The sequence below is a fragment of the Colwellia sp. F1 genome (genome assembly GCF_056238625.1).
Window position 1 is genome coordinate 258,517 of the sequence record NZ_JBWDLI010000005.1, and the last position, 21,360, is coordinate 279,876.

The window sequence follows — 21,360 nt, forward strand, 5'->3', positions numbered from 1 at the left end:
CAGCCCTATGAAAAACTATAAAAATAAAAGCATCCTCAACATCGGCAATACAATTTTCCAAAGCTTAGCCCCAAAAAGCAGCTTTTTACAACATTGTTTAATCAGATCAAAATGGGATGATGAAAACGAAAAAAGCTCTTCTCTAGCGCATTACAATTTACGATTAGCGATATCAAAGCTACTGCAAGTGATAAATACTGACGAAGAAGAGCACCAAGCATTAATCCATTTATTAGTGAGTAAACCAGAGACTATAACCATCACAGATCTTATCCAAGGTTACAAGTCAGTTGAGCTAGCATTAGTAAACAGCTTTCCTTTGAGCAGGGCCAAAAGCTACAGCACCGCAGTCAGAAACTTTTTCAATTCATTCAGTGCCCCCATAGAAAATGGATTTAATGCGACAGAATTAACATATGAAACACTATTATCAACAAATGTAGACTTTAAGAAAAATCCAAACATCGACCTTTTTGCCATTAATTTAAAAAATGGCACCAAGTTTACCGTTATTGATCCCGATACTTTGCCAAATCTATTTGTTAAAGACTCGATTTTACACGATCTTCTGATCAATTTAGAAAACGCTTCAAAAGAACAGCCATTTGAATACTCCGTCATCGCAGGCTTTAAAAATGTGCTACGCGAAATTGACAAGTGGCCTGAAAATTCTCAGATAAAAATACTACTCAACAGCCCATTAAACCAATTAACGCTAAATACAATTATCGATGCGCTAATCGATTTTGAGAAAAACTTATATAAGGCTTTGCCAAATAGAAAGTTAAATCAGCTAAGTACACTGTTTAGACAGAAGCTCTTTGATCATGGACTAACTGCTCCTGATCTAAATAAAGCGAAAGACCTCTTCAAAACCAATTTCAATAGCTCAGGTCAGTTAAAATTTAAACCACGGTTCATAATTCAATGTGAAAACTATGAGCATATTGTTGATTCATTCCAACTACCATCCATTCTGCCATTGGAAAGTGTAGGCGAGAATTGTTTTAATCAGTTCGAAAAAATATCAGAAACCAGCGCTGTCGATACAGACAGCGTAACTGACCTAATAGAAATCTTGATGCTGCTTCAGCAAGGAGAATATAGTGATGCGAGATTACTATTTGCTAAAAAGCCCGAAGACTTGATTACTTATAATGTTTCCAAGGGCTTAATCGCTCTAGAGTTATTAATCACCGAACACTTCCCAAATAAGAAGCAAGAAAAGCTGCAACTCCTTCGTGACTTTCTGAACCTATGCGATAGTCCAACTCAAAACGGGAGGTTGCTAAAAGATTTTGAGATTGATTCAACTATTAATCCAAAAGAAAAAATTAACACTATGGCTTTTCAAGGTTATTCCAAAGCTAACGGTAAAAAGAATGATGTCACCGTAAAGTTTAACCTTACTAAATTAGCACCATTGTTAAAGCCAAATAGCGTTCTGGTTACAGCATTGAACAACCTACAAATTCACACAACCACTACGCCAATTCCTGCTACCTCATTATCTGACATAGAGAGAACTTTGGGCTATGTCATAGATACATCATTAGAGTCAGCACAAATAAAGCATATCCTTGTCAGCCCTTTATCTGACCTAGAGCAGCGAGATTTCAGGTTGGGTTTTGCTCAGCTAGAAGACATCATCGATGAGCAAGATATACAATTAAAGGCACCTAGAAGCCAAGGTCTACGTACATTCTTAAGTAATCACGCGGGTAAAATCAATGGCCTGATTGATATAAAAAACTGTGGTTTTAATTCTCGGTTTAGTGCTTCTGATGAAATGAATGCTCAAAAGCTCATTGAGCCTGTTGATGAGAATGGTGATGTTTTACCCAGCCCTATTCAAAATCAACAACAATCGCTATCAGAGTTAAGAAAAAATGTACAAGAGTACTTTGAAAAGCCAATTAACCAGATACTAAATGCGTGTAAGAAAGAAGTTGAATGCTATAAACAGCTTGTATCTACTTTTAACACTTACACGGAAAAAGACGAAAATGGGGTTCACATCAAAGATATCCCAGAAGAAGTTCTTGCTTTAGTTAAAGATAATCAAGTTGACGAAGGTCGGTTAATCCTAAAGTCACAAGCGAGTGCCTTTAGAAAAGAGTTTACACGTGAAGTTGTGATGGGAGCTTACCTTCGGCATCAACTATCCATTGGAGCAGCAAGCACAACCTACTGCTCTCAAAAATCTGAATTAATCCCAACTTATGTAAAACACTGGTTTCCTAATACTGGAACTGGCATGAGAGACTTCTTTTGGTCAGGCATATTTTTACCAAAAAACATTCTTCTTGTGTGCTTTATCAGATTAGTTATCAGAACCACTTGGAATAAAGATGTAATAGCTACGTTGACTCGTGCAAATTTGCCAGAGCAAATACCAGAAGGGCCTTTTGTACTTGCTGGTTTCAAAGAAAAAGTAGGTAAAGAGACTACGCCTGTTACCATTGAGCCACATGAAAAAGAAATTCATGAGGTGATCAGCTTCCTTATCCAACATCATGACAACATGGTACGAATGGGCTTTCACCCAGAAAGTATTTGGGATACTCCGGGTTCGACAAAGCTAAATTTCCTTTCGGCAAATGTTATCGACAGGCTACGCGATCACTACACCCTTCCATATTTTCGGATGGAGTTATTAGCCAAACATCAAATGAATCTTAGAAAAGGTATCGACGGTAGCTTGGTTAATTCACAACGAGAGCGGAATCATGCAACCAGTAGAGTAACTTCTGCTTATCTAACGCACCCTATCGCCGTGATTGAATATGAAGCCAACAATGCAGATTTTCAGCGAAAATTTGAGACAACCGTTCAGTTTAGACATAAAGAAGCATCTATAGAGAAATACGGCTTAGATCGTAGCAACATTGACGAGGATTTGATCGTAGCACCAGCGGATCATAAAGAAGAATTGCCAGATTGGTTCATTTTAGCGGACGGCTCATCATGCACAGACATCTTCGCTGCTGTTGATAAGTCTAAACAGGACAGTATATGTAAAGGTCGAAAATGCCATTCAGGAGAAGGTTGCGAGTTCAATCGCGTTGAACTAGGGGTTGATGAATTTGTACGAACCCTCCGACATCAGGCTTATTACATAGCACGTGGCGAAGTGCTATTGGCAAAGCATGGTAGAGAATATTTTGATGAATATATTGCACCAGACATGCGATTTACGTTTGGTTTAGTGAAGTATGTAGAGCTATCCAATCCTCTAATGTTCAAAGACGCTAAAGGGAGATTAGAAAATGAACAGTAATCTTAAGTACCAATTCTTAGAAGATATTAAGCCAGAAGACATACTGGAAGAGCATGACGATCTACTTTTAGAAAATGCAAAACTGTTGCAAGTTACGGATGAAAAGCTCGCTATTGAAGGTACTGTTTTACATTATCATGCAAAGATCACTGGCGCGAAAGCCAATGAAACGGTATTGCAAAAAGGCTCTGTAGATCTGCGTGATATATGGGTTCCCGGTGCTGCTGGGTGGCAGCACCCAGTGCCTATTTTGGTTTACCCTGACTATGCCAAGGCACTTGTTGAAATCATCGATATCTATGCAAACAGAGCTAAACATACGCCGACATTTGTAAAAACAGGGGTAATGTCGCAAGTTAACGTTGCAGCGCAATTCATTGAATATATGTGCTTACATGGTCATCTCGTACTAAATGGAGTAAATCAAAAGCAAATCGATAAGATGAAAGTAACGCTCAAAGAAGGTGGTATTCCAGCAACGCTGGCCTTGCATGACCGAGTTAATTCATTTGTCGATTTGTTAATCGAGAATGACGAACTAGAGCCATTTTTAATCAAAGACGGTAATACCGAAAACTCTAAAGTAACGAGTATAAGAGTACCTAAAATTGCCCAATGTATCGGTGCGGTTAGTCTTGAAAATCAAGTTCCAACTAGTGTTTACCAAAGAGTAACAGAACACCTAAAATCAAAGGGAGTTAAAGTCGGTGCTCGTTTAGCATCCAAAGGCGCATCTTCACCTTCTCAACCAGCCGTTAAATCTTTGAATAACTGGTTTGGTACTTGGAATAGGTTTGCAAAACTAGATAACGAAGATCGGATGCAGTTTATTCCTTTTCCTAACCCTAACCAGCTTTCTAAAAAGCTAGGTAAAGTAGCTGGTCGCACAAAAAACTTGGATTTAGAACATGTTGTTGATCTATTGGGCGGTTCACACCTTTGGGTATACGAATATTCATCCAAAATAATTTCATTAGTAAATGAAATTACCAACTTAAAAAATCAATACCTTGATGAAGGGCTTCGCCATCGAACACTGACTGAAGGTAGATTTCCAGAATTTTTAGTTAGCTCAAAAAAAGTTAAAGAGCTTGAAAAGCTGCTTGGCATTGAAATCCATAAATCGAGTTTAACTGCTTCAGATAAAGAATCAGAGGCGTTCTCTGTAACCGAGGTAATCACGTTATTGATGACCGCATGTTATGTCATATTGCAAACTTACAACGCAAGAAGACAAGCAGAAATCCAGCACCCTCTCATCGGTATTACAGAAGAGTTCTTCCGTTGCAAAGATAAAAAGTTCAATTGGTATCAAGCCTGCTTTTATAACGAGAAAAATGGTGAGCGCCGCTGGTACACAACTAATAACGGTAGTACCAAAGCAATTCAATGCTTAATTAAATTGAAAAAAGCATGGGGGGCTGTTGATGTTGACGGCTTGTTTAATGTGCCAACCTTTAGAATTGATGAACAAGATAACTTCAAACACTATAAATATCATTTTAATAAGGGAAAAGATTCAAAGATCACTGGCAACGCCTTCTTAAAAATGATGCTAGGTGATGCAGAAGTGGATATGAAAAGCCACCCATTCAGACGTATCTATGCCGTTATTTACCATTATCAGTACAAAAACGCAGACTTACTAGCATTATGTCACCAGCTAGGACATGTTGATCCCGATGAAACAACTGTGTATGTGACGGAGCCTGCCGCTAGAGAAACGCATGAGCAACTTCATCATAAAACCAAGCTGACTCGAAATGAGAGAGCTGAATCTACCATTGCGATTAAAGAAGAAAACAAAGCACTAGATAAAATAATTGCTGAAGTAGGTGTTGAAACAACGGCAAAAGATATTCTGGCTCTACTTATGGGCACCGAAGAAATGGCAGGTAAATATACTTCTTATTTGAAAAAGGTTTACCGAGTTTTACAAAAGAGTGTCAGATTCAACAACTATACCAAAGACAAGTACGGTAAAGGCTTTAGCGAATTACCTGACGAAGAAAAAAGTAATGAAATGGCTCAAGTGCTGGATGCTAGAGGCCACAAACACAAACCTAAACCACATGCTACTTGCCATAAAAAAGAGGGAGAAGCTAAAAAGCATAAGGCACCTTGTGAACCATCTGTGTGTAAAGGCTGTGCATACCAAGAAGTAAAACGAACCCAGCTTAATATTATGAAAGAAGACTTAATCGCGCTAAAGGCAGTCCAAGCTGATTATTTGACGCTCCCTGTTGAACGTATGCGAGCTAAGGAACAAAGCGCTAATTTAGAGATTTTAATTGAAAGCCATGAACGCACAATGAAAAGAAGTAAGAGTATTTTCCAAGCGGAGCAACCTAATGGCTAAGACAAAACAAACCCAAGATCCCCAACAAAAAGAAGCTTTTGAGCGCATTGAAAGAAAAGTGGAAATACTTGAAAAGTGGGCAAGCGAGGGAATCCCCTTTGTATTAGTTAATGGTAACAAACAGGTTGATGACAAAGGAAAATATGTCCTTGAATTCTTCCCTACCAGCCCTACAGGACTTAGAAAGTGGAACGGTAAACAAAATAGTAAGGATGTTGTTAAGCAATATGATATTCCGACATATACAACATCTGCAAAGTCTCTGGATGCAATACCTACGAGCTTAAAGCTAAGAATTTATGGCGATAAAAATAAACTAAACATTTGGGAAAGACTGAAGTTTAAGGCCAAGCTGCAAGCCAACACTAAAGAAAAGAACGCCCTGCAAGAGCTAGAGGAAGAGCTTAAAGTATCTAAAGTTAATCACCAAGGGCTAGCAAACGAATTAATTGAACTTAGAGTGACTAACAAATACTTGGAAGAAGAGAACTGCACGTTAGAAAACCAGATTGAAAGTGTACGTTTGTCTATAAAATCCCAGCTTGATCTGAAGAAGAAACAACTTAAGCAATCTGAGCTAAAGAGCAAGCAGCTCAGCATCGAAAATGCAAAGCTGAAAAAGCTTTTAGACGAACATGGTATCGGCTACGAAAATGCTGACGAGAGCACCTCTATTATTGATTTTCCGGGGAAGTAAATCATGGTGAATAAGCGCAGAAAATCTTCTCAGGATATCGGTAAACAGAATGCTAAAAAGATAGCTGATTGGGTAAATACTTCGCCTATTATCCCTTTGTATCAAGGTCGGGTTAACAAGACTCAAATTTTCAAGATGCATAATGTGCCTAAATCAACCCTAGATACGAATGAAGATCTACAAAAATTATTTGATCCTGATGGTCCAATAGAGAAGCTAGTTCGAAAACAAAAAGGGCTTGAGATTGAGCTGTCTAATGATGTTGAAGAAGAAAATTCAGTAAAAGAAAATCTAGAAAATACGGTTTCAAATAGTGAGCTTGAATTGAAAGTTAAGGCATTAGAGACACAGCTTAACTCTATTCAATTAGATCTGGCTTCAGAAGAGTTTTTGTTGGCAACAGGTCGGTATATTCCAAAACTTTACTTGGATGATGGTGACGTGTCATGCAAATAAGCAATATATCGTTTCACGAAGATGTTAAGCAATTAACAGGCGTAGTCACTTTAGTTCGGCACCATACACAAGATAAACGTGGTATTTCATCTATTTTTTTATTAAAGGTTGCACGTGAAAAAATAATCGTGAAGGCTGAATTCGGTGCAATCACCTCAATCCCACAAACAGGAGAAATCTGGAGGGCGACTGGTGATTATTTCTTTGATAAAGAGTATGGCTCACAGTTTGTTGTTAATGAGGCTTCAAAGCAGCACCCCAGCGCAGAAATTACAACAGATGTTCTTTGTGATTTTCTTATCTACAACGCCCATTTCGTCGGGATAAATAGCTATTGGGCGAAGAAACTTAAGCTCGCTTTTGGTGAAGATTTATTAGCAGTTTTACAAAGTTACTCAGCTAAAAAGTTATCTAACTGTAAAAAGCTAAAAATCTCACCAGTTATGGCCCAAAATCTTTGTGATGGTTGGGCTAAAGCTGTTGGTGAAACTGAATTAAATCTATTTTTTGAACGACACGATTTACCAGTTGAGTATGTTGAAGCGACTCGTCAGCTATTAGGACATGACGCAAGTAGCCTGATAAAAAAGAATCCATATCTGCTCTATCCTATAACCTCTGTAAATGCTGCAAAGCGGACATGGAAATCACTAGACAAAAAATTAAGAGTTAATTTTGATATCAATTTGAACGATAAGCGTAGAGCGATTTCATTTATTGAATCACTACTCTATTCAGCACTAAGCAATAACGGTGATATGGCATTACCTGCTGATGAAGTCAAAGCTAAGCTGATTGAAGCGGGAATTGAGCTAGAACTTGATGAAGTTGAAGACTGTGCTTTTCAGACGCTTTGTTTCAACAAACAAAATAACACTATACAAATTTTAGGTCATCAGGCGATTGAGAAGGCAATAAATGCATTATTTCACAGGCGTTTATCTAAGATAAAGCAGCTATTTGATAGGAGTTCATTGGCGTTTGGCGAAACGTTATCAGTACTAGAAAACAATAATATTGAGCTAAATCCTCTCCAGTTACAGGCATTAGGTAATGCCTTTAATCAGCCTGTTTCTTTTATTGTCGGGGAAGCTGGAACAGGAAAGTCTTTGCTATCCCAGATCATCATTGATGTATGCCTTAATAATGGTATTAACGTTTGGAAAGTTAATTCAGTTGTTCGTAATGAAGATAATATACTGCCTAATTTAAAGGGAGAATCTATTAATCGCTTCATTTCACAGGCAAAAAAGCGAAACCTAAAAGGCGCATTGTCTGAGGCACTTATCCTGATAGAAAATTCAAATTCAGTTGATATGTTAACGCTGTATAAACTTTTAAAGGTTATTCCTCTTAACGTTCACATTTGCTTTATTGGTGACAAATTTAAATTACCTCCTATAGGTCCGGGATCGTTTTTCAAACAGGCTGTTGAATTAAAAGATGAAGTCCTAACAGAGTTAATTGAAGTGAAAGGTGCCGAGTCCCAGTCTGATATCCAACGGCTGTATAGCTCTTTAATTGGTGGTGCTGCATCATCAGTATTTGATGCTATTCCTGCATTTGACGTGTCAGAAGAACAAAGCCTAAGTATTTACCATACTGAAGATAAATCTCACGAGATGCTTAGTACCGTTGCGACCAATATTTGGTTTGAATTGACTTCAATGCTAAGTGATGTACCTAAGATCATTTGCTCTAGTCCTCAATTGTGCGATGGCATAAATTCCCAAATTCAACGGGTTCGTTTTGATCGGAAAAAAGTAGCAAAGCTAGAAATTGGAGAATCTATTTTCTACGCGGGGGAGCCAATTATTTTTGCCAAACCTAATAAATTTGTCGATGTACCAGTTGGCACATTAGCAGACATTGTAGAAGTTTACGAAAAGCCTGTCGTTGCATATGGACGTGAGTGTTGGATGAAGATAGACATTGGCGGTGATTGTATCGATTTGTCATTGGATGATATTGAAAGTATTGCACTTTGTTATGTAATTACGGCTCAGAAGGTTCAGGGTAATCAATTTAATCATTCTTTTGTTATTTTGGATAATTTCTATTTGATTGATAAATCATGGCTTTACACATGTATAAACGCATCTAGAGAGTCGATGTTATTTATCGGCAATAGGAGTCAATTAGTCAATGCGGTTGATGCCTCAGAGTTTAGCGCTAAGAGACATTGTGGCGTTCCGCTTAAATTGGAGGTTTCAGATGAGTAACGGTATTACTGAAACAAAGATACGCTATGATCGTCAAGACCACTATGTTTACCAAGATATCAACGGAGAGGTCCTTTGGGGGCCTACTGACTTTCTAATCAATCTTGATAGAGATCCTAAGACCAAGCGCACTTATCGAAAGGCTATCAGACGATTATTTAAATTCTTAAACTCTGGCAAACATAAAATAAGCTGGCTTGAAATGAACGACTCACGGATGAGGGAGTTTAGGGCATTCTGTTTAAAAGCAACAAAAGCAGATTCTCGCTACAGAGGTAATGAAAACGTTGCCAAGCAAACGGTCAACAGTGATTTTTTGATGCCAATCTATAACTTTTATCATTGGGTACAAAAGCAAGGTACATATCACCCAAATATTCTTGGTTTTGATCCTGCCAATAAGTTTTCATATCAAATAACATCATCATTATTATTGAAAGAAATCGCCGTATCTAGAAATGAAAAGCCAAATAATAATTCACTTTATCCAGAATTATTTAGAGATTGTGATACGAGAAGCCGAAACAGAAAAGATGCAAGTGAGTATGAGCTAGAAGAACTAAATAATTACATAGTTAATGAATATCAGGGCTATGAGCGAGCGTCACTACTCTTAATTGCACAGATCATGAATGAAACGGGTAGCCGCCCGATTTCAGTTAGTAGCTATCGTAGACTTCAATTTTCTAAAGAAATCATCGAAAAAGAGTTCTTCCTCAACAAGCAAGATAGTTTATCAATTGTTCCAAAGCTGGCTAAGCAAGGAAATACTATGCCAGTGAGCTTTAGATTCTCAACAGTGCTCGCTGTCAGGAATTTCGTTGAGAATGATTTGGAAGAGTTTCTCACCAACATTGATACTGGCAACTACGATGGTCATTTGTTCATAGACCCCAACAACTTTAAACCATTAACGGCGGAAAATATCAGCAAGCTCTTCAGTGAAATCACCACAGAACTTGGCTGGCCTAAAGGTAAATCGATATACTCATTACGTCATAAATTTTCAGGCGATAGCCTTGATAAGCATTTGGACGCTGCAATAGAGCTAGGCTTTAGTGCTAATGAAACCGCAATTGCACTTCAGATGGAAAAAGAGATGACCCATCGTAGCTCCGGCTCTCTAGAAGACTATATTTCGAGTCGTAAAAGAACGATGCAACAAACTGAATCTTTTAAGAAGTCATTAAAAATTAGTGAACTAGAATCAGATAAAACTCGCCTTGAGTTAGAAAGGCAAAAAGCGATAGAAAGCGCAGAGCAAAAAGATGCAGAGAATCAGGCACTGTTATTAGAAATTCAAAAGCTACAAAACCAACTAAAAGACGGCGATATTAATTAGTAAATATCTGAATCGGGGATCTCAAGATCTCCTAGATCACCAACCTGCGAATAAAAAGGATGAGTTTCAAATGTATATATTTTATCGTCATCAGACTCGTTATCTTTCGAAACGATATAGTCAAAGCTTGTAGTGTCGGATTCTAATGAGTCGAGAACGTCACTAAGTTTTGGGTACTTGAATTCAAGTTTCCTATTCATCGTAAACCTCTATAGTTCGCCCTGAGTAATTATAGTATAGAATGAGGGTCATAGACTCTCCCGTTCAGCAAATGCTAAGAAGTGGTGCTTACGATTGAGTTTTTGAAAAAGTAACCTTTGAGAGGTTACTTTTCAAAGGAGTACAAAATAGTAACCGTTGAAAGGTTACTACTTGGCGGCAAACTAAATCTATAGTAGATCTCAATTCTAGTTTTGGTGTTACTTTGAATACGCAAGCTTAAGACTATAATCAGTGAAAATAAAAAATCCACACACGCTCAAACAAGCTTTAGCAAATATGAAGCTCGAAAACTTGTCTCCATCTCCTGAAGTTAGTGTACTTCTGCAACAAGCATTAGTGGATGAGAACATTGACACAGATGACATAAGAAGCCTATTACGTGCTGCTCACCTAACTGATGAAGAATGTTAGTACACTGAATATCAATCGACTCGGTGAGCAATTACAAAACCGTGACCAATAATAATTGAGAGAATTATTTCTTCAACATTAAGGTCAATTTTGAATATTGGTATAATGACACTTATTAATTGAAGAGCCTGTTTATGAAAACCATAGGTAAACTTGCTAAAGAGCTTAACATTAGCGTTGAAACAATCCGTTTTTATGAGCGTCAAGGTCTGATAGAGCAGCCTTTAAAACCAGAATCTGGTTACCGAATGTATGGCGATGCCCTTGTCAATCAACTCAAATTTATTCTGAAAGCTAAAGCATTAGGGTTTACGCTGAAAGAAATTGAATCACTGATGTCACTCAGCGGAAATTGCGCAGATATAGAGTCGATGGGGTTGCAAAAGCTGCAACTCATACGAGATAAGATCGATGATTTACAGCGATTAGAGAAAGTGATTCAAGATATGACAGATTCTTGCAAGGCCAATCAAGACCCAAAAACCTGCCCCATTATAAATTCACTTAAATAGCTATTGACCCCGTACTTATGTACGGAGTTTATACTACCTTAAAAATTGAGGTAGATAGTTATGATCAATAAAATTCTAGATAAAGTAGGTTCTGGTGGCGTTTGGCTAGCCGCCCTTAGCTGCACAGCATGTTTTCCGGCACTCGGCTCATTGGCATCCGCTCTTGGGTTAGGTTTTCTTTCACATTTTGAAGGGATAGCGGTGAACACCTTATTGCCATTATTTGCTTCACTAGCGTTGTTATTTAATTTCTATAATTGGTATCAACATCGAGATTCATTGAGAGGCGTTTTAAGTGTCATTGGCCCAATTGCAGTATTGCTGACCCTGTATCCTTTATGGCAATACGACTGGAGCACTTACTTATTTTACTTTGGGATCATTTGGATGGTCGTAATGTCTATTTTAGATATTGTTAAGCCCATTAAGGAACCAGTATGCAAGGTATAGAACTAGAATCTAAAATCACTTGCCCCGAATGTGGATTTAGCAAGGTGGAAACCATGCCAACAAACGCTTGTCAGTGGTATTACGAATGCGAAAGCTGTAAAGCACTGCTTAAACCGTTAAAAGGTGATTGTTGCGTTTATTGCTCTTACGGAACAGTTAAATGCCCTCCTATTCAAAAAGGGACGACCTGTTGTTCAAAAAACGAATTGTGAAGATTCCATATTAGCCAATAAATAGATAGACTGAGTACAATAATTACATCTATTTGAGGTGACAATTGGGGCTTATAGTACAAGGAAATGTCGTTAAAGTTGATCACGATAATAAAGAGTGGTTGAAAACCAGACCTCAAGGAAATCCAACCAAAGAAGAGATAGGCGGCCTAACAATTTATTCTTTGTTTAAGAGATTATTAGCTTCGGCTAAATCAAGAAGAAAGCACCGTAAGATCCCCGGTGATAACTGTCCAATAATCTACGCATTAAAAGGCAAAGATAACCTTACTACTGATATTACCAGCATTAAACTACTCAGAGAAAGCTATAGTGTTATTGTTAACAGTTTTCAAGCTGAAGAGCCTAATGGCTATGACCTGATTATCTCGATGCCCTCTTCACACAATATTAGCCGCCTTATTGGCAAGCGTTTAGCAAATATTTTTACTGCGCATCACTCATCCGACTTTTTACGTAAGTTGACTATTGAAGAAGCTCTTGCACTATTAGATAGAGCTGATATCAGCGTGGAAGAGCATAAAACATTATCACATAGGCTGAGAAAGCAATTGACCGAGAAAGGATTTCAAGGCGATTTTTCTTTAAAAGGAATTCCCGTTCCATACAGAAGTGAATTTCCTCCGTTATGCTTGAATAACACTACAGTGGTTAATAACGAGCCTCAACGAATTCTATTAGTAGATGATCTTCTTGCCACTGGTACTACATTGAAAACAGCACATGATCTGGTAAAATCCTGTTACCCACACGCAGTAGTGCATGGTGCGAGTCTAATCAGCTCATCTGCTAAATGATCTTGACGAATACGCCAATTAACATCATAATTGTAAATACAGAGTGTGCTTGAGTCTCCCCGCTCTTAAAATCCAGACGAGACCCGCGTAGGCACCTTGCTGAAGGTCGGTTCGTAAAGGACGAGTATTTGGCAGGTTAGGCAGCGGCTAACCCTTCAACTTATTGTTGTCGTATTAGTAACTTTAGGAGAGCCTTTGCTCTCCTTTGTTCTTTCTGGAGATTAATAATCTAAATATATTACATTCTTCTTCGCCGTTAGCGATGTTCAAGAACGATCTATTTTTTCTTGAACAATTTAAAAAGAAATCCATAGATTCAACTATCACCCAACACAACCACTGTACATTAAAACAGTTATTATGGACTTTTTCTTATAAATGTGAGAAGTTATCCTACAATCATTAAAAACACAAAAATATTCTTGATTACATAACGGATTATTATGAACAAACTAAAAAAGAGCATTACTGTCAGGTTTTTCTCCATTGAAGCTGAGAACTCTTTTTTTTCTGAGTTTGTTTCAAATTATCAAGCGAATCAAAATAATGACAATCAAACTCGAATAATTAATATTCGAAACAAAAAACACTTGCTAAAAGCCTCCAATTTTATCCGTCAATCTGATTCAGATGTATTTCCTGTAACGGTTGTTCGTGAAAGAAATACATGGCAAACCAAAGCCACAAGCGATGGAAAAATTTCTTCAATTGCAATAAATCAAGGCATAATTGGTGATCCATATTTCTTTTCAATTATTCCAAAATTAAAAGTTGTTATTGGCTTTACTTCTGGACCAAGTGTTAGTTTGAAAAGTGTAGGAACTTCTCTACTTGAACAGTTCTGCAACAATAGATCTACTAAAGTTAAGTTAGAACTAATTCCGAAAGAGAAAGAGTTTTCTCGGTTAACTGAAATCGATGACTACAGTAGCTTACATTTTAAGATAGGGACAACTTCACTATCAGATGTAGCTGAAAATGCACCTCAACTAATTAGGGATCTAAGTAGTGCTCCATATTTAGAAAGTAATATGCAACTAGCACTAGATTTTGCTATTGATGAAAAAGAAGATACTGGTTTATCTAAAGAAAATGTCATTGAAATTGTTAATTATTTGTCAAATCATGACGATTGTACCCTTCTTAAAGTTAAGGGTAAAAATGAAGATGGTTCAGTTGTTCATTTAGACTTCGGCAACGCGTTCATTAACTATAAAACAGAGATCACAACACGTCATAAATATATTGACGAAAAAGTTGCCCTAGAGATACTTGAGGACGCATTAGCCAACTTTAAATCACTAGACTGATTGATAATTTTATTGACTTAGAATTTGTATATTACAAAGTGTAAGTCAATAAAAAACGCGAAAACCAAAATCGAGTTCTTTATTTAGACATTGCTAATATTTCTTTTCTAGTAATTGGGTGCACATCGGCCAACGCGTCGGTATTCAATAATTCTAAAAGTTTATGTAAAGAACCAACATCTATATTGTCTGTGAGCTTTTCATTAATTTCCTTAGCCGCTTCACGAGAAAGGCCGATGTTAATCAACTCAATCATCCTGTCATCACTCGCACCAATTTCCAAATAAGTATGTAATTTGATGCTTGATATTTCTAATTGTTTTAGAGCAATAACATTTGATAGTAACACTTGATAACAGCGCAACGCATTTGCCATTCTGAATCGAATATCATTATTGATAACTTTAATGACATCCCTCACAGCTTTGTTGGGGTTTATCTCATCGTCTTTTTTCTTTTTACGCTTTTCCATCCATTCAATTTGTTCATTGATAATTTCTTTTAAACTATCACCTTGAACCCATTTAGCGGCAATGACACACATATATGACATAAAATATTCGCCAGTGGGTGTGTATACACCAAGCTCTTCTAATTTCCCACAAACCTTTACCAACACACCATACAGATCCTTTGATTTTGGATGCGGTAGCGTCCATTCGTTCAAATCATCAACATTATTTAAAAAATTAAACAATTTATTTTGCTGTATGTAACCAATCGTTGGACTTGCTTCAAGTGTAAAAGGTGCAACTTTTAAACTACGATGAGCATCTTTTACAGCATTTTCTAAGGCATCTAGTTCTTCTGTGCTTAGCTCTAACTCTGGTGCATCAAGTGTTTTATTTAACTTACCTTCAGCAACTTCTTTAATCAGTTTATTTGCTATAGTGTAGAATTTATATTGATTCTCTTCATCATGTGCATATGCTCCACTTAGAGCCTGAAATACGCTAAAAAGCTCCTCATTTAAAGCCTTAAAATATGTCGGAATTTTTTCTTCATCGCCTTCCTTGTCATCAAAGTAATCTTTTACCTGCCACTCATCCGGCTCAACAATAAATATGTTGCCTGCGAAGTGTTCAAGCATTCTACCCGCTCGACCTGTAATATTGTTGATTTTCACGTCATCAAGTCTTTCTGGTGCTCCCATTCCCTTTGACTGCATTGGTTTATATAAAAATAAATTCTTCGCAGGTAGATTAACTCCTTCAGCCAATGTACTCGTACATGCAACAAACTTTATCTGATCTTCTTTAACTAGGTTTTCGATCATAACTCTTAAAGAGCTAGGCAATGGACCATAATGAAAGGCAACACCTTTACGTAGGTTGCTAGCCAATGTAAAACGATTGTGGATAAACTCTTCTACATAGTCAGCGGCTTCTTCAAGCTCATCAGTCGTCTCAAAACTAACTATTTTATTAGCAATGTTCTGTGCAATATCTTCACAATGATCGGTTTGATTTCTATAGATAATATTACTGTGGCCTTTACCAAGTTTTAAAGCAATGTCTGATAAGTGTTTTTTCTTGAACCCTTTAGGTATGCTTATATTATCGGCTGTATTTAGCCTCTTAATGACTAAATTTCTCCCTACGGGCTTAACTTCCATTAATATTTTGGCAACGGGTGAAAAGGACGTAATTTCTTTTTTAAATTCAACGTCTTCGAAAACCGTAGAAAAAGAGTCTTGATAGCTAGCAGAGGGCATACTTACAATTACTTGAGGAAAACTATCTTCCAACAATTTATCAATTGTTAAGTGCAACAGTACACCTCTGCTTTCATCAGTAATATTATGAGCTTCATCGATAAATAAGTAGTTAAAAGACAAATCCCCGGCTTGTAACGCATCAAACAACCGTTCTTGAGTCATCACGAAAAACGTTTTATCTGCGTAGCCTTTATCTTGAGGAACAGTACAAATTTCTATTTCCTCTTCATAGTTTTGCTCTTTTGCTATTTCATATAGCTTACTAGCAACTTCTGAAATTAGCGCTCTAGTTGGAACTATTACCGCTGCGAAAGCTCCATCTGATTCAATCATTCTGCGAGTTAAATAGCTCAATATTATGTGCGTTTTCCCGGCTGACGTAGGTGCAACTGTTATTACATCTTCATCTGAAGTCAGGTTTTCCCATAATGTTCTTTGAAAATCTGTGAGAGGAAAACTAAGCTCTTCTACAGTATTGAGTTCCTGTCTGAACTCCATTTCAGCCTCAGAATAAAAGCTATATCGAAAGTTTAGTTCAGGGTAATTATTTTCAATAAGCTTTATATTTGGAAAGTCACCAGCGCTGGAAAATACTCTATTAGCAATTCCAATAATCTCTGGGTACGAATCACCACATACGTCTATAAGCATTGAAAGCAATACTGCACCTTCTTTGCGAAATTTGCTGTCATTTACCTTGTATAGGTATTGAGCAACCGATGCCAATTGCATTACATGTGATCTATCTAATTCTGCTTTGTCACCAACCATTTTGTATATGTATGAGCGAAAAAGTTCGTTACTAGCACATTTGTAATTTTCGCTAGCTATAGCTCTTGTTGAGAGCTTTTTTGCGAATTCACTCATTTTTTAATATCCATATAATTAATAAATTGCGCCACAAGATCATCTACGCATTCAAACGGCAATATCATTAGTACAGTTTTATTAACTGCCAATTCTTGGTTTTCCAGCTTCTTGTAAAAGTCAGCTATATATTCACCAGCAAGATCAATATACTTTTGATGGAATTCACCTTGAGTGCACTCGCGTAACTCTGGTTTAGCAAACCCAATAAAACAGGAGTTATGCAAAACATCATCTATGTCGGAGTTAGATACCGGGTTCAAAACGTCTAATAGATGCTCTTCCAATTCTGCATTTAAATTTGGAAAGTCCATGAAGCTATCTATCAAATCAAATTCATCTTGATACTTGTCCTTTGCTGATTTAATTGATTTAGTAGCGTCACTTGCGGCAGATTTAAAATCCTTGTACAGCTTAGATTCCCCTAAGAATAACTTAAACTGTCCATCATAAAATTGCCCATGTACGCCATCAGCACCAAATACAGGAACTCTTCGAGAGGTTTTAGTTGATATTTTGCTAAGTAATTTTGGGGCTTCTAAATAAACATCCATTAATGTAAATAGTATTAGCTCTCCCAGCTCCCCTTTAGCGGTATGTTGACTTAATTTTCGAATTGCCTTTTCAAATAGTCTATCGGCGGCACCGTCTTTCTTAATGCCAAGTTTCTTTTCTATCTCAGAACACTTAAAAACAAAATTAGCCATTATTCCGTTTTTAATTACTGAGAAGAATTGAGTAAGTGAATTAGTAGTATTAAAATTAGGCAAATAAACCAACAAAGTTTCGACATTTCTCTTATCAGCTAATTGATAGGTAACATCAACTTTTCTTAAAATAGCTTTTATTTCTTCATTATTTCGTAGCTGTGGTTCCAGACGTGTTTCCATATTATTTTTTATTCTTCCCTTTAATGTAAACTTACTCGTATCAAAGTTGCCAATAACTATGATCTAGGTATTCTAATCAATATTTTCATCAACATGCTCATCAGCTTCATCTTTTGCAAGGCTAGTATAGTGGAAACTGGTTAATTCAGAAGTTAAGAAATCATCCATTAATAACTTAATAAATAAAGTCTTTGACACCTTAGTATCCAATTGTATTTTGTCGTCGGCAGCATTAAACCTAATTTTTCCTTTCAATGATGGAAATACCTTACAAAATGCAACAATACGTTGATTTTCAATACCCGCTTTTAACACAGGAGAATCCTTTGCAATCTTTGTTAATTTTCTAGCTGTTGTTACATCCTCAATTAATTCGTGTAACGTTTCTGGGTTCTCCAATATTTCTATAGCCTCAACAGCTTCAACACCTAGCATTGCCTCTTTTTGAATAACTTCTTGGAAACCAAATGACTTTTCCAAAGTTTTTAGATCGATTACCAATAAAGAACCATCAACTCTAATAAATTGAAAGTTAGGACTTAGCCGGAAAAACTCTTCTTTTAGCTCTTCAAACCGATGAGGCGATTTTTTTAGAAAGAAGCTAGAGCGACCATAAATATTAACCTGAGCCATCGTTTTATATAATACAACTTGTTGTCTTTCATCGCCCAATTCAATAATAATAGCTGCTACAGAGCTAATTTCATCATGCTCAAGATCAAAAGTTTCCTGCTCATCTGATTCCAATACCGCCTGTAAGCTATTCAATGTTTCTGGAGTATCTATATCATATTCATAAATAACATTTTTTCTTTCATCTGAAGTAGACAACGGTACAACGCTAAGTTCTTCATCATTAATGATGGTATCTACAAGACTTCCAACAAACATGGATCTAATACTAGGGAGATCTTCAGCCCTTATATCAAGTTTTTTGGGATTATTTTCTCCTTTCAAAAGTACATATACAGTAGTGCCGATTTGTTCAATATTATCCGAGAAGTATTGTAGTTTGGTATTCAACTCTTCCTTGTTCATTATTTAACTATCGCTCCGTAGTAAATTCTTTCATCTAATTTAATGTATGAAACTCGATCTAAATTTTTCAATTTACATCGAGTTATGATTATTATGTTTTGCCTTGACTCATTATTTTTAAAGTTGCCATCCGCCTTGTATATGTGAAAGCCCAATAATGCTAGTGACGGGTTGGCATAAAACAAATCCGTTTTTATGTATATTATCCCCATAAAAATCAATAACAAGCCTAGAACAATCAAATATCTAGTGCTTTCAAAATCAAAGGTAACTAAAGGGATTATGTACGTCGCCAAAAACGTTAGATGTTCGTAATTAATGCTTTCAACTTTAACCAATTTAAATGGAAGATTGGTAGATCCTTTAATAGCAAACTCAAACCTTTTGAGTTCATAAATGCCCCAAATCAAGCATAAAAAACATATCGCAGGGACAACTATGGCCGAATTAAAGTTAGAAAAACCAATAAAATGACAATCATCGCCCCAACACATCGGTATATTCACCGTAATAATTATTACTAGTAAAAATAACAACCAAAGAGAAATAACATATAATCCAAATTTCCGCCTAATCATTTCCCTTCCCTTTTAGTTGCACTTTTCGCCACACGCTCTAGTGTTCGATGGACAGTTGGTCTACCAACTCCATATTTTCGTGCAAGTGCCGAAATAGAGTCACCATTTAGTTTATCTTTATATAATTCCTTCGCTTGTTTATCAGACAAAGCAGGCATTCTCCCCATATGTTTGCCTTTAGCCTTAGCCTCTTCACGACCTTCTGCTGTTCTGGCTTTTATTAAATCCCGCTCAAGCTGAGCGAAGACTCCACATAGGTTGATCATCGCCGTCGAGAATGGATTATCATTACCAGTGTTAAGAGAGCCGTCGATGATATTTAAACACGCTCCTTTTTTATGGATACTTTCAATAGCTTCGAGAATAGTCTTTAATGATCGGCCAAGCCGATCAAGGCGAGTAACAATTACTTCATCGCCTTCTCGTATAAAATCTATGAGATCTTTTAACTTCTCATCATTTTTAATCGAAGCACCACTTTGCTTCCCTTGAAATACTTTCTCACAACCATAACTGTCCAACTTGGACAGTTGAACTTGTAAATCTTGTTCTTGAGTCGAAACTCGTGCAAAACCAACTTTCATATGTACGAAACCTATACCTTTCGTACACCATAACAATTACATGAACGAAAGTCCATTTAACAATTTCGTACATGAACGAAATAAAACGATGACTTTCTATCATAAATTCTAGTTGTTTACTCTAACATACTAAAAGTTTATAGAGCCATATTCATAATTTCTTTGTACCCTTCTATTGCTTTATTTCTAACTTGTATAGTGGCTTCAGTAGCAACTCCTGCTTTTGATCTTGCAATCATAACCTCTGCTAAACTAATGTCTGTTGTCCCTAACTCGAATTCTTTTGTCGCTTTACCTGCTTTTTGATGCAATTCATTTACATTGTCAATCGCTTTAATAAGTAGTTTAGAGAACTCATTATTATTAGTTTTTTGTTCCTCTAAGCTCGATTTATAAACAGATGAGTTTTGGAGCTGGCTAATTAAAGTGTTTTCGATATGAAGCATAAACATACTCTTCGTCAATTAATTGTCTCTCACTAAGACTGCAAATTGAGTGCCAAAGAAAATAACTTTACCTTATAATTCAATAACTAAGGTGTGTTTAAGACACACCTTAGACTTCATATTTAAAACTGAAAAAAGTTTTTCATTCTTGCTTAGCGTCATTCAATTAATGATTGATTAAATGGGTTCGTTGTTGTTAATTTAATTATTTCCACCAATCTAAATGCGACTGCTATTTCGAATTCAGGTTATTGTAAATCTTTGCTACAATTCCCCCTGTTACACCTGCAAATAACACCCAAAAAAATCCACCAATAAATACTCCTATAAAGGACATCTGCCAGCCCAGAATTTTCCAGTCAGTATGCAACATGTTGCCCGTCATACTAGACATCATATCAGGCAGCATCATTACCACCATTGAACAAACCAACCAAACAATGCCAAAAGCGGCTGCACAAGCCAACGCAAAAGCTTTCTCATTAAGTTTCATCGTTATTCTCCAGTGGTGGCTTGCGCCACCACTTAATTACTATTCAAGCTCCACCATATCTTTCGCTGCAATATCACCTGATAGTAGTTTTACCGTAGCGAAGTGATCATTCACAATTTTAGTAATTTGAACAGTTCCCACTTTTTCTATGGTATACGGATCATCACCTTCACCCGGCGCTATTTCCTCATGGAATCTAATAACACTGTATTTTTGTCCAACCTCCGCGCCATGTTTGGCACCAATACAAATCAGAGTTCGATCAGTAGACTGCTCAACCACTTGACCCCTCATCATATTTTTGTGATAAAACGCAGTATTGGAACAACCGTAAGCGTCCGAGTAACCACACCTAGCAGATCATTTTGATTCGTTTAATTATACCCTCTGATTTTTCAGGAGGTATTATGAAGCTAAGAAGAACACTAGAAGATTGGCAACGTTTAATTGAGCAGC

The 21,360-nt window shown here is 36.8% G+C and carries 20 protein-coding genes; 12 read left to right on the top strand and 8 right to left on the bottom strand.

Going from position 1 to position 21,360, the window contains the following annotated elements; all coding sequences use genetic code 11:
* Positions 1 to 7: 7 nt before the first annotated feature.
* From AC0UA9_RS06875 to AC0UA9_RS06930, 12 genes are all read left to right on the top strand, one after another.
* Positions 8 to 3,280, top strand: a complete 3,273-nt coding sequence (locus AC0UA9_RS06875; RefSeq protein ID WP_475658790.1) for a hypothetical protein — start codon at positions 8 to 10, stop codon at positions 3,278 to 3,280.
* Positions 3,270 to 5,639: a hypothetical protein gene (locus AC0UA9_RS06880; RefSeq protein ID WP_475658793.1), complete on the top strand. Its 2,370-nt coding sequence runs from the start codon at positions 3,270 to 3,272 to the stop codon at positions 5,637 to 5,639. Before AC0UA9_RS06875 ends, AC0UA9_RS06880 begins: the two co-directional genes overlap by 11 nt.
* Positions 5,632 to 6,336, top strand: coding sequence for a hypothetical protein (locus tag AC0UA9_RS06885; protein ID WP_475658797.1), 705 nt, complete (start codon positions 5,632 to 5,634; stop codon positions 6,334 to 6,336). The genes AC0UA9_RS06880 and AC0UA9_RS06885 overlap by 8 nt, the downstream gene beginning before the upstream one ends.
* A 3-nt stretch (positions 6,337 to 6,339) precedes the next feature.
* Positions 6,340 to 6,792 carry a hypothetical protein gene (locus tag AC0UA9_RS06890; protein ID WP_475658801.1) on the top strand — a complete coding sequence of 151 codons (453 nt, stop codon included), beginning with the start codon at positions 6,340 to 6,342 and terminating at the stop codon, positions 6,790 to 6,792.
* A complete protein-coding gene (locus AC0UA9_RS06895) occupies positions 6,783 to 9,014 on the top strand; it encodes an AAA family ATPase (RefSeq protein WP_475658804.1) in 2,232 nt (743 codons plus the stop codon). The genes AC0UA9_RS06890 and AC0UA9_RS06895 overlap by 10 nt, the downstream gene beginning before the upstream one ends.
* Positions 9,007 to 10,356, top strand: a complete 1,350-nt coding sequence (locus AC0UA9_RS06900; protein ID WP_475658807.1) for a hypothetical protein — start codon at positions 9,007 to 9,009, stop codon at positions 10,354 to 10,356. Before AC0UA9_RS06895 ends, AC0UA9_RS06900 begins: the two co-directional genes overlap by 8 nt.
* 453 nt (positions 10,357 to 10,809) lie before the next feature.
* Positions 10,810 to 10,989: a hypothetical protein gene (locus AC0UA9_RS06905; protein ID WP_473618219.1), complete on the top strand. Its 180-nt coding sequence runs from the start codon at positions 10,810 to 10,812 to the stop codon at positions 10,987 to 10,989.
* Positions 10,990 to 11,123: 134 nt separating this feature from the next.
* Entirely contained in the window at positions 11,124 to 11,501 is a 378-nt protein-coding gene (locus tag AC0UA9_RS06910) for a MerR family transcriptional regulator (RefSeq protein WP_475658810.1), read from the top strand.
* A gap of 60 nt (positions 11,502 to 11,561) precedes the next feature.
* Positions 11,562 to 11,951 (top strand): organomercurial transporter MerC, encoded by a 390-nt coding sequence (merC, locus tag AC0UA9_RS06915; protein WP_475658812.1) that lies wholly within the window; start codon positions 11,562 to 11,564, stop codon positions 11,949 to 11,951.
* Positions 11,939 to 12,163, top strand: coding sequence for a GDCCVxC domain-containing (seleno)protein (locus AC0UA9_RS06920; protein ID WP_138628171.1), 225 nt, complete (start codon positions 11,939 to 11,941; stop codon positions 12,161 to 12,163). The genes merC and AC0UA9_RS06920 overlap by 13 nt, the downstream gene beginning before the upstream one ends.
* Positions 12,164 to 12,228: 65 nt before the next feature.
* Complete coding sequence (locus tag AC0UA9_RS06925) at positions 12,229 to 12,981, top strand: phosphoribosyltransferase family protein (protein WP_138628172.1); 753 nt, start codon at positions 12,229 to 12,231, stop codon at positions 12,979 to 12,981.
* A 443-nt stretch (positions 12,982 to 13,424) separates the two neighbouring features.
* Positions 13,425 to 14,291, top strand: coding sequence for a hypothetical protein (locus AC0UA9_RS06930; protein WP_138628173.1), 867 nt, complete (start codon positions 13,425 to 13,427; stop codon positions 14,289 to 14,291).
* 79 nt (positions 14,292 to 14,370) lie between these two features.
* On the opposite strand, the gene AC0UA9_RS06935 is transcribed toward AC0UA9_RS06930, so the two are convergent.
* The 8 genes from AC0UA9_RS06935 to AC0UA9_RS06970 form a co-directional block, all read right to left on the bottom strand.
* The gene (locus AC0UA9_RS06935; protein WP_475658815.1) at positions 14,371 to 16,875 is read right to left on the bottom strand and encodes a DEAD/DEAH box helicase; all 2,505 of its coding nucleotides are present in this window, start codon (positions 16,873 to 16,875) and stop codon (positions 14,371 to 14,373) included.
* Positions 16,872 to 17,765 carry a HamA C-terminal domain-containing protein gene (locus AC0UA9_RS06940; protein ID WP_475658818.1) on the bottom strand — a complete coding sequence of 298 codons (894 nt, stop codon included), beginning with the start codon at positions 17,763 to 17,765 and terminating at the stop codon, positions 16,872 to 16,874. Before AC0UA9_RS06940 ends, AC0UA9_RS06935 begins: the two co-directional genes overlap by 4 nt.
* Before the next feature lie 72 nt (positions 17,766 to 17,837).
* The gene (gene kwaB / locus AC0UA9_RS06945) at positions 17,838 to 18,803 is read right to left on the bottom strand and encodes an anti-phage protein KwaB (RefSeq protein ID WP_475658820.1); all 966 of its coding nucleotides are present in this window, start codon (positions 18,801 to 18,803) and stop codon (positions 17,838 to 17,840) included.
* Positions 18,803 to 19,381, bottom strand: coding sequence for an anti-phage protein KwaA (kwaA, locus tag AC0UA9_RS06950; protein ID WP_138628177.1), 579 nt, complete (start codon positions 19,379 to 19,381; stop codon positions 18,803 to 18,805). Before kwaA ends, kwaB begins: the two co-directional genes overlap by 1 nt.
* Positions 19,378 to 19,965 carry a recombinase family protein gene (locus AC0UA9_RS06955; protein WP_475658824.1) on the bottom strand — a complete coding sequence of 196 codons (588 nt, stop codon included), beginning with the start codon at positions 19,963 to 19,965 and terminating at the stop codon, positions 19,378 to 19,380. Before AC0UA9_RS06955 ends, kwaA begins: the two co-directional genes overlap by 4 nt.
* A 137-nt stretch (positions 19,966 to 20,102) precedes the next feature.
* Complete coding sequence (gene fliE / locus AC0UA9_RS06960) at positions 20,103 to 20,411, bottom strand: flagellar hook-basal body complex protein FliE (protein ID WP_158088296.1); 309 nt, start codon at positions 20,409 to 20,411, stop codon at positions 20,103 to 20,105.
* A 232-nt stretch (positions 20,412 to 20,643) separates the two neighbouring features.
* Complete coding sequence (locus AC0UA9_RS06965) at positions 20,644 to 20,904, bottom strand: DUF5676 family membrane protein (RefSeq protein ID WP_085282010.1); 261 nt, start codon at positions 20,902 to 20,904, stop codon at positions 20,644 to 20,646.
* A gap of 39 nt (positions 20,905 to 20,943) precedes the next feature.
* Positions 20,944 to 21,186 carry a hypothetical protein gene (locus AC0UA9_RS06970; RefSeq protein ID WP_475658827.1) on the bottom strand — a complete coding sequence of 81 codons (243 nt, stop codon included), beginning with the start codon at positions 21,184 to 21,186 and terminating at the stop codon, positions 20,944 to 20,946.
* Positions 21,187 to 21,360 lie beyond the last annotated feature (174 nt).